This window comes from Streptomyces sp. CB01249 (assembly GCF_001905735.1).
Lineage (GTDB): Bacteria > Actinomycetota > Actinomycetes > Streptomycetales > Streptomycetaceae > Streptomyces.
Genome location: NZ_LISW01000001.1, coordinates 396,280 through 409,143 on the forward strand (window position 1 = coordinate 396,280; position 12,864 = coordinate 409,143).

At 68.1% G+C, this 12,864-nt stretch carries 9 protein-coding genes; all 9 read left to right on the forward strand.

Annotated features, from left to right (window positions below):
* Positions 1-632: 632 nt before the first annotated feature.
* The 9 genes from ngcE (at position 633) to AMK18_RS01655 (ending at position 12,848) form a co-directional block, all read left to right on the forward strand.
* The gene (ngcE, locus tag AMK18_RS01615) at positions 633-2,078 is read left to right on the forward strand and encodes an N-acetylglucosamine/diacetylchitobiose ABC transporter substrate-binding protein (RefSeq protein ID WP_073861363.1); all 1,446 of its coding nucleotides are present in this window, start codon (positions 633-635) and stop codon (positions 2,076-2,078) included.
* 50 nt (positions 2,079-2,128) lie between these two features.
* Entirely contained in the window at positions 2,129-3,052 is a 924-nt protein-coding gene (locus AMK18_RS01620; RefSeq protein WP_018100732.1) for a carbohydrate ABC transporter permease, read from the forward strand.
* A gap of 94 nt (positions 3,053-3,146) precedes the next feature.
* The gene (locus tag AMK18_RS01625; protein WP_026171203.1) at positions 3,147-4,067 is read left to right on the forward strand and encodes a carbohydrate ABC transporter permease; all 921 of its coding nucleotides are present in this window, start codon (positions 3,147-3,149) and stop codon (positions 4,065-4,067) included.
* Between the two features lie 223 nt (positions 4,068-4,290).
* The gene (locus tag AMK18_RS01630; RefSeq protein WP_026171202.1) at positions 4,291-5,490 is read left to right on the forward strand and encodes an ROK family transcriptional regulator; all 1,200 of its coding nucleotides are present in this window, start codon (positions 4,291-4,293) and stop codon (positions 5,488-5,490) included.
* A 123-nt stretch (positions 5,491-5,613) separates the two neighbouring features.
* Entirely contained in the window at positions 5,614-6,681 is a 1,068-nt protein-coding gene (locus tag AMK18_RS01635; protein ID WP_026171201.1) for a sugar ABC transporter substrate-binding protein, read from the forward strand.
* A gap of 236 nt (positions 6,682-6,917) precedes the next feature.
* Positions 6,918-7,706, forward strand: coding sequence for an ATP-binding cassette domain-containing protein (locus AMK18_RS01640; protein WP_063822575.1), 789 nt, complete (start codon positions 6,918-6,920; stop codon positions 7,704-7,706).
* A complete protein-coding gene (locus AMK18_RS01645; RefSeq protein WP_018100727.1) occupies positions 7,703-9,019 on the forward strand; it encodes a sugar ABC transporter permease in 1,317 nt (438 codons plus the stop codon). The genes AMK18_RS01640 and AMK18_RS01645 overlap by 4 nt, the downstream gene beginning before the upstream one ends.
* 187 nt (positions 9,020-9,206) lie before the next feature.
* The gene (gene dxs, locus AMK18_RS01650; protein ID WP_018100726.1) at positions 9,207-11,183 is read left to right on the forward strand and encodes a 1-deoxy-D-xylulose-5-phosphate synthase; all 1,977 of its coding nucleotides are present in this window, start codon (positions 9,207-9,209) and stop codon (positions 11,181-11,183) included.
* Between the two features lie 159 nt (positions 11,184-11,342).
* Positions 11,343-12,848, forward strand: a complete 1,506-nt coding sequence (locus AMK18_RS01655) for an amino acid permease (RefSeq protein WP_018100725.1) — start codon at positions 11,343-11,345, stop codon at positions 12,846-12,848.
* Positions 12,849-12,864 lie beyond the last annotated feature (16 nt).

Below are 12,864 nucleotides of genomic sequence, written 5' to 3' on the forward strand. Positions count from 1 at the left end.
TTTGGCCTCCGGGGCCAGACCCGGCCGATTGAGCGGCGGCCGCCGTGGGGGCTGTCACGACCAGGACCAAAGAGGCCGCGATCAGCGCTGCCGTGCTGCTTCGTCTCGTGCGAGAACGGTGTCGGGGGTGCATGCCGAGCCATTCCTCCCGGGGAAGTGTGCGCTTGGACAACGTTGTCAGAAGATGCGCAGGAACAAGTAGGGAGGCAAGTGGCTGATGGTGTCAAGGGAGTTGGATCGGGGCCCGCCGCCGAATCGACCGGAATGCGGAAATCGTTACATCCGAAGGAGGGTCCGGAGTGTCGAGGTATCCGCGAGGTCTCAACTCGGGAAAGACTGCCGTGCAACCTTGCTTTCGATCTTGCTCAGTTGGCGGCAAGTGGACTATACCTGTCGGCGTCTGCACAGCTGGTTCACCGGTTGTGCGGCTGGGGGACACGGGGGCAGGACAACGCGACGCCGCAGGTGCGTCGGCTGTTCGGTCCCCCGTCGCCCCCCACGGCAATCGTTAGCCTGAAATCTGTACCACCCAAGCGCAACTGACCGCGGTGGCGGGGCCCTTCGCTGAGGCGAATTACGACGGGGCGACCGGTACACACCGCCTGAGTCCTGGAGAAGGCGAGGACTTGAGCATGGGATCCACCTCCGCCCACAACAATGAGGGCCTTGGCCGTCGCGATGTGATCAAGCGTTCTGCCGCACTCGGTCTGATCACCGTTCCGACCATGAGCTTCCTGTCCGCCTGCGCGAGCGGCGACAGTGGCGGCGACGAGCCCGTCAAGAAGGGCAAGACCAGCGCGAAGAACCCGCTGGGCGTCAACGAGAGCGCCGCACTCGACGTGGTGATCTTCAACGGCGGCTTCGGCGACCAGTACGCCAAGGACGCCGAGAAGAAGTACGGCGAGGCGTTCCCGAAGGCCAAGGTCAAGCACACCTCGACGCAGAAGATCCAGTCGCAGCTCCAGCCGCGCTTCAACGGCGGCACCCCGCCGGACCTGATCGACAACTCGGGCGCCGAGCAGATGGACATGGGTGTCCTCGTCGGCAAGAAGCAGCTGCTCGACCTGACCCCGCTGATGGACGCCCCCTCCTACGACGACCCGAGCAAGAAGGTCCGCGACACGCTGCGTCCGGGCGTTCTGGAGATGGGCCAGTTCGAGGGCGACCCGGTCTGGATCATGTACTACGCGTACACCGTGTACGGCGTGTGGTACTCGCAGACCAACCTGGAGAAGCTGGACGCGGAGTACCCCGAGACGTGGGACGACATGCTCGCCCTCTGCGCCAAGGCGAAGAAGCAGGGCATCGCGGGCTGGACGTACGCCGGTAAGTACCCGTACTACCTGCCGTTCTCCCTCTACCCGTTCATCGCCAAGATCGGTGGCCGGGAGGTTCTCGACAAGATCGACAACCTGGAGCCGAACGCGTGGAAGGACCCCGCCGTCAAGGCGGCCTTCGAGGCGTACTACGAGCTCTACAAGAAGGGGTACATCCTCAAGGGCACCCCGGGCCTGACCCACATCCAGTCGCAGACCGAGTGGACCAAGGGCAAGGCGCTCTTCATCCCGAACGGTTCGTGGGTGGAGAACGAGGCGGCGCCGACCACGCCCAAGGACTTCAAGATGATGGTCGCGGCCCCGTCCAGCCTGGACAAGTCCGACGCGATGCCCTTCGGCACCATCTGGGCGTCCGGCGGCGAGCCCTTCGTCGTCCCGGCCAAGGCGGCCAACCCGCAGGGCGGCATGGAGCAGCTGCGCATCATGCTCTCCGAGGAGTCCTCGAAGAACTTCACGAAGCAGGTGAAGTCGCTGAGCGCCTTCAACGGCGGCACCGACGGCCTGACCCTCTCCACGGCCATGCAGTCCGGTGTCGACGCGCTGAAGAAGGCCGGCGACAACGTGGTGAACCCGCGCCTCCAGGACTGGTACGTCAAGCTCCAGAAGGAGCAGATCGGCACCGCCGGTCTCGGTGAGATGATGGCGGGCCGACTGACCCCGGCCGAGGCCATCAAGAAGATCCAGGGCTACGCGGACGCCGCGGCCAAGGACCAGTCCATCAAGCACTACAAGCACCAGTGAGCAACCGTCACCAGCGGCGGCACCCGCGGAAAGATCGGGGTCGGTAAACGATGCAGCACGGCAAGTACCGGTTCATTGTGGGGTTCCTGGTAGTCCCCTTGGTGTTGTATGCGGTCTTCGTCATCTGGCCGTTCATCCAGGCCATCTACTATTCCTTCACGGACTGGACCGGACTGAGCCCCGACTTCAAGATGGTCGGCTTCGGCAACTACTCCAGGATGCTGAAGGACGACATCTTCTGGAAGTCGCTCCAGCACAGCGTGATTCTCGTGCTGGTGCTGCCGCTGGTGACGCTGGGCCTCGCGCTCTTCTTCGCCTTCATGCTCAACGTCGGAGGCCGTCGGCGGAAGAACGCCGCGGTCGCCGGCGTGCGGGGATCGGGCTTCTACAAGATCGCCTATTTCTTCCCGCAGGTCCTGTCGATCGTCATCGTCGCCCTGCTCTTCCAGTTCGCGTACAACCCGCGTTCCGGCATGATCAATTCGGCGCTGGAGGGGATCGGTCTGGACTCCGTCCAGCCGGAGTGGCTGGGCGATCCGAATCTGGCGCTGATCTGCGTCATGGTGGTGCTGGTCTGGTCGACGGTCGGCTTCTTCGTCGTCCTCTTCTCGGCCGGAATGGCGTCCATCCCCAAGGACTTCTACGAGGCGGCGCTCCTGGACGGGGCCAGCCGCATCACGACGTTCTTCAAGATCACCGTCCCGCTGCTCTGGGACACCATCCAGTCGGGCTGGGTCTACATGGGCATCCTGGCCCTCGGCGTCGAGGCGTTCACGGCCGTCCAGGTCATGACGGTCGGCCCCGGCGGTCCCGACTACTCGACCTCGATCCTGCCGTTGTACGTCTACCAGACCGCCTTCCGCGACGGTCAGGCCGGCTACGCGACGACGATCGGTGTCGGACTGCTCGTCGTCACCATGGCGTTCGCCGCCGTCGTGATGCGGCTGGGCCGGCGCGAGCGGCTGGAGTTCTGATGCCGCGCTTCCCGGGACGCGTTCCCCGCACCCCCAGCAGGCAAGACAGCCCGGCCGCGGCGGCCGGCTCGACAGTAGTACGAGGTGAGCACGCGTGAAGGCCACTGAAACCCCTCCCGCGGTCGCGGCGACGGATCCGGCCCCCGTGTCCAAGTCGCCCGCCCCGGCGGGCAAGGAGAAGAAGAGCAGCGAGGGGAAGACCCTCAACGTCTTCTCGCACGGCGTGCTGATCATCTGGGCGATCCTGGTGGTGCTGCCGCTGCTCTGGGCGATCATGTCGTCGTTCAAGACCGACGACTCGATCCTGTCGACGCCGTGGGCGCTGCCGGACAAGCTCCACTTCGACAACTGGTCGCGCGCCTGGAGCCAGGCGCACATGAGCGATTACTTCTTCAACACGATCGTCGTGGTGGGCTGTTCGCTCATCGGCACCCTGCTGCTCGGTTCGATGGCGGCCTATGTGCTCGCCCGGTTCGACTTCCCGGGCAACCGCTTCATCTACTACATGTTCATCGGCGGGATGAGCTTCCCGATCATCCTGGCGCTGGTCCCGCTGTTCTTCGTGATGAACAACATGGGGATGCTGAACACGCGGCACGGACTGATCCTGGTCTACATCGCGTACTCGCTGCCCTTCACCGTCTTCTTCCTCACCTCCTTCTTCCGGACGCTGCCGGGGTCGGTGGCGGAAGCGGCGATGATCGACGGGGCCTCGCACACCCGGACGTTCTTCCAGGTCATGCTGCCGATGGCCAAGCCCGGCCTGATCAGCGTCGGCATCTTCAACTTCCTCGGCCAGTGGAACCAGTACATGCTGCCGACGGTGCTGAACACCGACCCGAAGTACCGGGTGCTCTCGCAGGGTCTGGTCGAACTGGCCAGCAGCCAGGGCTACAAGGGCGACTGGTCCGGCCTCTTCGCCGGTCTGGTGATGGCGATGCTGCCGGTCCTCGCGGCCTACATCATCTTCCAGCGCCAGGTCGTGGCGGGGCTGACCGCGGGAGCGGTGAAGTAACACCCCGTACACCCTGAACGCACTTCACGAACGAAGCGAACCGCCCGCCGGCATCCCAGCCGGCGGGCGGTTCGTCTGTGTACGGGGGAGTTCGCCCGGGCCGCGGGGTGGAGGAGCAGTGCTCATCGGTGGCTCCGACTGCTCAAGGTCTTGACGGGGCCCGCCCGAAAACGGTCAGCTTAGAGTTCACATGTTGGAGAATATGGCAGGAGTGAGTGAGTCGATGGAGACTCCGGGGTCGCAGACGTCTCTGCATCGCGCCAACCTTGAGCGGGTCGTGCGCGCCGTACGCATGGCCGGTTCGCTCACCCAGGCCGAGATCGCCAGGAGTACGGGCCTCTCCGCGGCCACCGTCTCCAATATCGTTCGCGAACTGAAGGAAAGCGGCACGGTCGAGGTGACCCCCACCTCGGCGGGCGGCCGCCGGGCCCGCAGCGTCTCGCTCAGCGGTGACGCGGGCATCGTGATCGGCGTCGACTTCGGCCACACCCACCTGCGCGTGGCGGTCGGCAACCTGGCCCACCAGGTGCTCGCCGAGGAGTCCGAGCCGCTGGACGTCGACGCCTCCTCCGCCGAGGGCTTCGGACGGGCGGAACAGCTGGTCAACCGGCTGATCGAGACCACCGGGATCAGCCCGGGGAAGGTCATCGGGGTGGGACTCGGTGTACCCGGCCCGATCGACGTCGAGTCCGGCACCCTGGGCTCCACGTCGATCCTGCCGGGGTGGACGGGCATCAACCCCAGCGAGGAGCTCGCCGCCCGCCTCGGCGTGCCGGTCTACGTGGACAACGACGCCAATCTCGGGGCCCTGGGCGAGCTGGTGTGGGGGAGCGGCCGGGGGGTCAGGGACCTCGCGTACATCAAGGTCGCCAGCGGTGTCGGCGCCGGTCTGGTGATCGACGGGCACATCTACCGGGGCCCAGGTGGCACGGCCGGCGAGATCGGCCACATCACCCTGGACGAATCGGGCCCGGTCTGCCGCTGCGGCAACCGCGGCTGCCTGGAGACCTTCACGGCCGCGCGCTACGTCCTGCCCCTGCTCCAGCCCAGCCACGGCCCCGATCTCACCATGGAGCGGGTGGTCCAGCTGGCCCGCGAGGGGGATCCGGGGTGCCGGCGGGTGATCGGTGACGTCGGGCGGCACATCGGCAGTGGGGTGGCCAACCTCTGCAATCTGCTGAACCCGAGCCGCGTGGTGCTGGGCGGCTCGCTGGCGGAGGCCGGGGAGCTGGTCCTGGGGCCCATCAGGGACTCCGTGTCGCGTTACGCCATCCCCAGCGCGGCCCGGCAGCTGTCCGTGCTTCCGGGGGCCCTGGGGGGCCGTGCGGAGGTGCTGGGCGCGCTGGCGCTCGTCCTGAGCGAGATGGGGGATTCAACCCTTTTGGAGAGCACCCTCCCCGCGGCCACTCCTGCCTTCACTTAGATAACGAATGGCACCGTTGTCATCTCGTTAAGGATTTACTCCTTGACGCCGCCCTCGCGGCCGAGTTGACTTCCAGCCACCTCGGCCGCGACGTTGCGGCCTCGTCAGGGAGGCAAACCCCCAATGAACGCAATGACGCGACGCATCGTCATAGGCACGGCCGCCGTTTCGATGGCCGTCTCCCTCGCCGCTTGCGGCAAGGCCGGCGACGACAAGAAGGACTCGGCGGACTCGGGCAGCAAGACCAAGATCGGTCTGCTGCTCCCGGAGAACAAGACCGCCCGCTACGAGACGCTGGACAAGCCGCTGTTCATCGAGGCGGTCAAGAAGGACTGCGCCGACTGCGAGGTCGTCTACAACAACGCGGCCGGGGACGTCGGCCAGCAGAAGCAGCAGTTCGAGCAGCAGATCGCCGACGGCATCAAGGTCATCGCGATCTCCTCGGTCGACGCCGAGAAGTCCGCCGCCTGGGTCGAGGCCGCGCACAAGAAGGGCGTCAAGGTCGTCGCGTACGACCGCGCCATCGCGGGTGCCGACGCCTACGTCAGCCACGACAACGAGAAGATCGGCCGCCTCCAGGGCCAGGCCGTCCTCGACGCCCTGGGTGCCAAGGCCGCCAAGGCCAACCTCGTCATGATCAACGGTGACGAGAAGGACCCGAACGCCGGTCTGTTCAAGAAGGGCGCCCACGCGTCCCTCGACGGCAAGATCAAGATCGCCTACGAGGCGTCCGGCGAGTGGGACCCGAAGATCGCCGGTGAGAAGATGACCGCCGCGATCTCCTCGGTCGGCAAGGGCAAGATCGACGCCGTCTACTCCGCCAACGACGGCATGGCGGGCGGCATCATCACCTCGCTGAGCAACGCCGGCATCAAGGACATCCCGGTGGGCGGCCAGGACGCCGAGCTCCCCGGCATCCAGCGGATCATCGCCGGTACGCAGACCTTCACGATCTACAAGTCGCCGAAGCAGCTGGCCCCCGCGGCCGCCCAGTTCGCCGTCAACCTGCTCCAGGGCAAGGACATCGGCGCCCAGGGCGAGACGGACGGCGTTCCGTCCACGCTGCTCGAGCCGACCGTGGTGAACAAGGACAACATCGAGTCCACCGTGATCAAGGACGGCATCTACAAGGTCGCCGACGTCTGCGTCAAGGACATCGCCGCCAAGTGCACCGCGCTGGGCATCAAGTAGTCCCTCCTCGCGCCGGGGCCGACAGGCCCCGGCGCGTGCGGGTCCGGTACCGCCCCGCACGGCGGAATCCGCCCGCGCCCCCATGACTGTCCGGCCCCGGCCGGCTCACACCCCGCTTCCGGCCGGGTGCCGGACACTCTTCCCCCCCAGTGCTTCCCGTATGTCGACGCTGCCCTCGCGGCGCGGCGTCTCCGCCGGTCAGGCGGCACATCCCCGCCGGTCAGGCGGCGAAGGAGATGGTTCACGTGTCACAGACGCCCGTGCTGGCGTTGCGTGGAGTCTTCAAGCGATTCGGAGCGGTCCAGGTCCTCTCCGGTGTCGATCTCGAAGTCCACGCCGGAGAAGTGGTCGCCCTCGTCGGCGACAACGGTGCCGGAAAGTCCACGCTGGTCAAGACGATCGCCGGCGTGCACCCCATCGATGAGGGCGTCATCGAGTGGGAGGGCGCGAAGGTGGACATCAGCCGTCCGCACGACGCCCAGAACCTCGGCGTCGCGACCGTCTACCAGGACCTCGCGCTCTGCGACAACCTGGACGTCGTCGCCAACCTCTTCCTCGGGCGCGAGATCAAGAAGGGCGGCGTCCTCGACGAGGTCGCCATGGAGAAGCGGGCCCAGGACCTCCTGTCGACCCTCTCCATCCGCATCCCCAGCGTCCGCATCCCGGTCGCCGCGCTCTCCGGCGGTCAGCGCCAGGTCGTGGCCATCGCCCGCGCCCTGGTCGGCAACCCCAAGATCGTGATCCTGGACGAGCCCACCGCGGCCCTCGGCGTCGAGCAGACCGCCCAGGTCCTCGACCTCGTGGAGCGGCTGCGCGAGCAGAACCTCGGCGTCATCCTCATCAGCCACAACATGGCCGATGTGAAGGCCGTGGCCGACAAGGTCGCCGTGCTGCGACTCGGCCACAACAACGGCGTCTTCCCCGTGGCCACGACCAGCCACGAAGAAATCATCGCCGCGATCACGGGCGCCACGGACAACGCCGTGACCCGTCGCAAGTCGCGCAGCGCGGAGGCATCCAAGTGAGCAACACCAACGAGACTTCGGCCAAGGTCCCGGCCCAGGCGGAGCCCACCGAGGCCCCCGAGACCACCGAGGCCCCCGCGGCGGCCGAGGGCGCCGTGCGCGTCGTCGACCCCCGGCTGCTCGTCCGCGAGCAGGGCTTCAAGGGCTACTGGACCGAGTTCAAGCGCAAGGTGCGCTCGGGCGAGATCGGCTCGCTGCCCGTCGTGGTCGGCCTGATCATCATCGGCATCGTCTTCCAGGCCGAGACCGGCAACTTCCTCACCTCGTACAACCTCGACCAGATCACGCTGTACGCGGCGGGCCCCGGCATCATGGCCGTCGGTATCGTCTTCGTCCTGCTGCTCGGCGAGATCGACCTCGCGGTCGGCTCCGTCGCCGGTCTGGCGGGCGCGGTGTGGGCCGTCCTCGGCTCGGACATGCCCGACGGCCTCGCCATCCTGCTCGGCATCCTCTCCGGCACGGTCATCGGCGCCTTCCACGGCATCGTCTTCGCCAAGATCGGCGTGCCCGCGTTCGTCGTGACCCTGGCGGGCTTCCTGGGCTGGGCCGGCATGCAGACCTGGGTGATGGGCGAGAAGTCCACCATCACCACCCCGCTCGGCAGCTTCGTCCGCGACCTGACCAGCTACTACTTCGAGGACGTCGCCGCCGCCTACGGCCTCGCCATCGTTGTGATCGTCGCCTTCTACCTCACGCAGCTGCGTGACGCGCGGCGCCGCAAGGCCGCCGAGCTGCCGGCCCGCCCGCAGAGCGAGATCATCCTGCGCACCGCGTTGCTCGCCGTCCTGGCCCTCCTCGCCGCGTACGCGTTCAACCAGGAGCAGGGCCTCCCGCTCTCCCTGGTGATCTTCCTCGCGATCCTGGTCATCACCGACTTCGTGCTGCGCCGCACCACGTACGGCCGTCAGGTCTTCGCGGTCGGCGGTGGCGTCGAGGCCGCGCGCCGCGCCGGTATCAACGTCTCCTGGATCCGCATCTCGGTGTTCATGATCTCCGGCACGCTCGGTGCGGTCGGCGGCCTCTTCCTGGCCTCCGCGACCGGCGGCGCCGACCGCTCCCTCGGCGGCGGCAACCAGCTCATGATGTGCATCGCCGCGGCCGTCATCGGCGGTACGTCCCTGTTCGGCGGACGCGGCAAGGTCTGGTCCGCGCTCCTCGGCATCCTGGTCATCCAGTCGATCGTCCAGGGCCTGAACCAGATGAACCTGTCGTCCAACGCGATCCAGTACATGATCACCGGTGCGGTCCTCCTCATCGCCGTGATCATCGACTCGGTCTCCCGCAAGACGCAGAAGACCGCAGGGCGCGCCTAGCGACACGCAACACCGCAGGCCGCGCGCGTACGCACCACCCGCCGGAGCCCGGCGCCCCCACGGAGGGCGCCGGGCTCCGGCGCGTACCGGCACGGAAGGGGCAGCACGCCCCGACTCCCGCTTCGGGGGGAGGCCGTTAGACTCATCGGATCGGCATGCTCGACCAGCACAATCGCAAGGAGGCACGGTGACACAGCCGCGCGAAGCGCGTCACGCACGGGCGGTGGTGGGCGACGGATGGGATCTGCTGACCCGCATCGGCGGACCGCGTGACCTCGACCGGCTCACTCCCGAGCAGCTGGAGCAGCTCGCCGAGGAGATCCGGACCTTCCTGGTCGACGCGGTCTCCAAGACCGGCGGACACCTCGGACCCAACCTCGGCGTGGTCGAGCTCACCATCGCCCTGCACCGGGTCTTCGACTCGCCGAAGGACAAGGTCCTCTTCGACACCGGCCACCAGAGCTACGTGCACAAGCTCCTCACCGGCCGCCAGGACTTCAGCAGGCTCAAGAGCAAGGGCGGCCTCTCCGGCTACCCCTCGCGCGCCGAGTCCGAGCACGACGTCATCGAGAACTCGCACGCCTCCACCGTCCTCGGCTGGGCCGACGGCCTCGCCAAGGCCAACGAGGTCCGCGGCAAGGACGACCACGTCGTCGCGGTCATCGGCGACGGCGCCCTCACCGGCGGCATGGCCTGGGAGGCGCTGAACAACATCGCCGCCGCCAAGGACCGCCCCCTCGTCATCGTCGTCAACGACAACGAGCGCTCCTACGCACCCACCATCGGCGGCCTCGCCAACCACCTGGCCACCCTGCGCACCACCGACGGCTACGAACGCTTCCTGGCCCGCGGCAAGGACCTCCTGGAGCGCACCCCCGTCGTCGGCAAGCCGCTGTACGAGACCCTGCACGGCGCCAAGAAGGGCCTGAAGGACTTCATCGCCCCGCAGGGCATGTTCGAGGATCTCGGCCTCAAGTACGTCGGCCCCATCGACGGCCACGACATCGAGGCCCTGGAGTCCGCCCTCCAGCGCGCCAAGCGCTTCGGCGGTCCGGTCATCGTGCACTGCCTCACCGAGAAGGGCCGCGGCTACACCCCCGCCCTCCAGGACGAGGCCGACCGTTTCCACGCCGTCGGCAAGATCCACCCCGACACGGGCCTGCCCGTCGCCACCTCCGGCCTCGACTGGACCTCGGTGTTCGGCGAGGAGATGGTCAAGCTCGGCCACGAGCGCGAGGACATCGTCGCGATCACCGCGGCCATGCTCCAGCCGGTCGGCCTGACCCGGTTCGAGAAGGACTTCCCGGACCGGATCTACGACGTCGGCATCGCCGAGCAGCACGGCGCGGTCTCCGCGGCCGGCCTCGCCACCGGCGGCCTCCACCCGGTCTTCGCGGTGTACGCCACCTTCCTCAACCGCGCCTTCGACCAGGTCCTGATGGACGTCGCCTTGCACAAGTGCGGGGTCACCTTCGTCCTGGACCGGGCCGGCATCACCGGTACGGACGGCGCCTCGCACAACGGCATGTGGGACATGTCGATCCTCCAGGTCGTGCCCGGCCTGCGGATCGCCGCCCCGCGCGACGCCGACCAGGTCCGCGCCCAGCTGCGCGAGGCCGTCGAGGTCGACGACGCACCCACGGTCGTCCGCTTCTCCAAGGGCGCGGTCGGCCCGTCGGTCAAGGCCGTCGGCACCGTGGGCGGCATGGACGTGCTCCGCGAGCCCGGCGCCGCCCGGCCCGACGTGCTGCTCGTCTCCATCGGCGCGCTCGCCCCGATGTGCCTGGAGATCGCCGACCTGCTCGACGCCCAGGGCATCTCCACGACCGTCGTGGACCCGCGCTGGGTGAAGCCGGTGGACGAGGCCCTGGCCCCGCTCGCCGCGCAGCACCGCGTCGTCGTCACCGTCGAGGACAACAGCAGGGCCGGCGGCGTCGGCTCCGCGGTCTCCCAGGCGCTGCGCGACGCGGACGTCGACGTCCCGCTCCGCGACTTCGGCATCCCGCCGGTCTTCCTCGACCACGCCTCCCGCAAGGAGGTCATGGCCGAGATCGGGCTGACCGCCCCGGACATCGCCCGCCAGGTCACCGGCCTGGTCGCCAAGCTGGACGGGCGCTACGAGTCGGCGGAGGACCGCACCGTCGTGGAGCGCGTCCGGGACTGACCCCTAGCAGCTCGGCCGAACGGGCCGGTCGGACCACCCGTAACGAGTGGTCCGACCGGCCCGTTCGCGTGAAATCCGGCCGCCGCAGGCGTGCCGCGAACGGGGGGTGGGGCCGGGTCCGGAGACTGGCGTGCACGACGAGTGCGTGGAGGTACGCCGGTGAGCACGCAGCAGGACCTGCCCCCGGGCAAGAACGGGCTGTTCAGGACCAAGACGGTCGAGCAGTCCATCCGCGACACGGAGGAGCCGGAGCACGCCCTCAAGAAGTCGCTCTCGGCCCTCGACCTCACGGTCTTCGGGGTCGGCGTCGTCATCGGCACCGGCATCTTCGTCCTCACCGGCAAGGTCGCCAAGGAGACGGCCGGCCCGGCCACCGCCCTCGCCTTCGTCGTCGCGGGCGTCGTCTGCGCGCTGGCCGCCCTGTGCTACGCGGAGTTCGCCTCCACCGTCCCGGTCGCGGGGTCCGCGTACACCTTCTCGTACGCCTCCCTCGGCGAACTGGTCGCCTGGATCATCGGCTGGGACCTGGTGCTGGAGTTCGCGCTGGGCACGGCGGTGGTCGCGGTCGGCTGGTCCGGGTACGTCCGCTCGCTGCTGGACAACGCGGGCTGGCACCTGCCGGACGTGCTGTCCGGGCCGGACGTGGCGGACGGCTTCGGCTTCGACATCCTGGCCTTCGCCCTGGTGCTGGTCCTGACCGTGATCCTGGTGCTGGGCATGAAGCTCTCCGCCCGGGTCACCACGGTGGTGGTCGCCATCAAGATCGCCGTCGTCCTGATCGTCATCATCGCGGGCCTGTTCTTCATCGACACCGGGAACTACTCCCCGTTCATCCCCGACGCCGAGCCCCAGCCCTCCGGGTCCGGGTTCGACGCCCCGCTGGTCCAGCTGATCTTCGGCTACGCCCCGACGAACTTCGGCGTCATGGGCATCTTCACCGCCGCCTCCATCGTCTTCTTCGCCTTCATCGGCTTCGACGTCGTCGCCACGGCCGCGGAGGAGACGAAGCTGCCGCAGCGCGACATGCCGCGCGGCATCCTGGCCTCGCTGTTCATCTGCACCGTGCTCTACGTCGCGGTGTCGATCGTCGTCACCGGCATGCAGCACTACACCGAGCTGTCCGTCAGCGCCCCGCTCGCCGACGCCTTCAAGGCCGTCGGACATCCCTTCTACGCGGGCGTCATCAGCTTCGGTGCCGCCGTCGGCCTCACCACGGTCTGCATGATCCTGCTGCTCGGCCAGACCCGGGTGTTCTTCGCGATGAGCCGCGACGGCCTGCTCCCGCGGTTCTTCTCCAAGACGCACCCGCGCTTCCACACCCCGTACCGCCCGACCATCCTGCTCGGCGTGATCATCGCCGTCGTCGCCGGGGTGACCAGCATCAACGAGCTCGCCACCCTGGTGAACATCGGCACGCTCTTCGCCTTCGTGGTCGTCGCGCTCGGCGTCATCGTGCTGCGCCGCACCCGCCCGGACCTGCACCGCGCTTTCCGCACCCCGTGGGTGCCGGCGGTCCCGATCGTGTCGGTGGCCGCCTCGGTCTGGCTGATGCTCAACCTGCCGGCCGAGACCTGGCTGCGGTTCGCGGTCTGGATGGTGATCGGCGTGGTCATCTACTTCGCGTACGGCCGCTCGCACAGCCGGGTGAACCGCGACCGGGTCTGACCCGGCCTGATTCAAA

Bases quoted from the DNA above. Each gene is read 5' to 3' on its own strand.
- ngcE (WP_073861363.1), top strand. From the start codon at position 633: ATGGGATCCACCTCCGCCCACAACAATGAGGGCCTTGGCCGTCGCGAT.
- AMK18_RS01620 (WP_018100732.1), top strand. From the start codon at position 2,129: ATGCAGCACGGCAAGTACCGGTTCATTGTGGGGTTCCTGGTAGTCCCC.
- AMK18_RS01630 (WP_026171202.1), top strand. From the start codon at position 4,291: ATGGAGACTCCGGGGTCGCAGACGTCTCTGCATCGCGCCAACCTTGAG.
- AMK18_RS01635 (WP_026171201.1), top strand. From the start codon at position 5,614: ATGAACGCAATGACGCGACGCATCGTCATAGGCACGGCCGCCGTTTCG.
- AMK18_RS01640 (WP_063822575.1), top strand. From the start codon at position 6,918: ATGGTTCACGTGTCACAGACGCCCGTGCTGGCGTTGCGTGGAGTCTTC.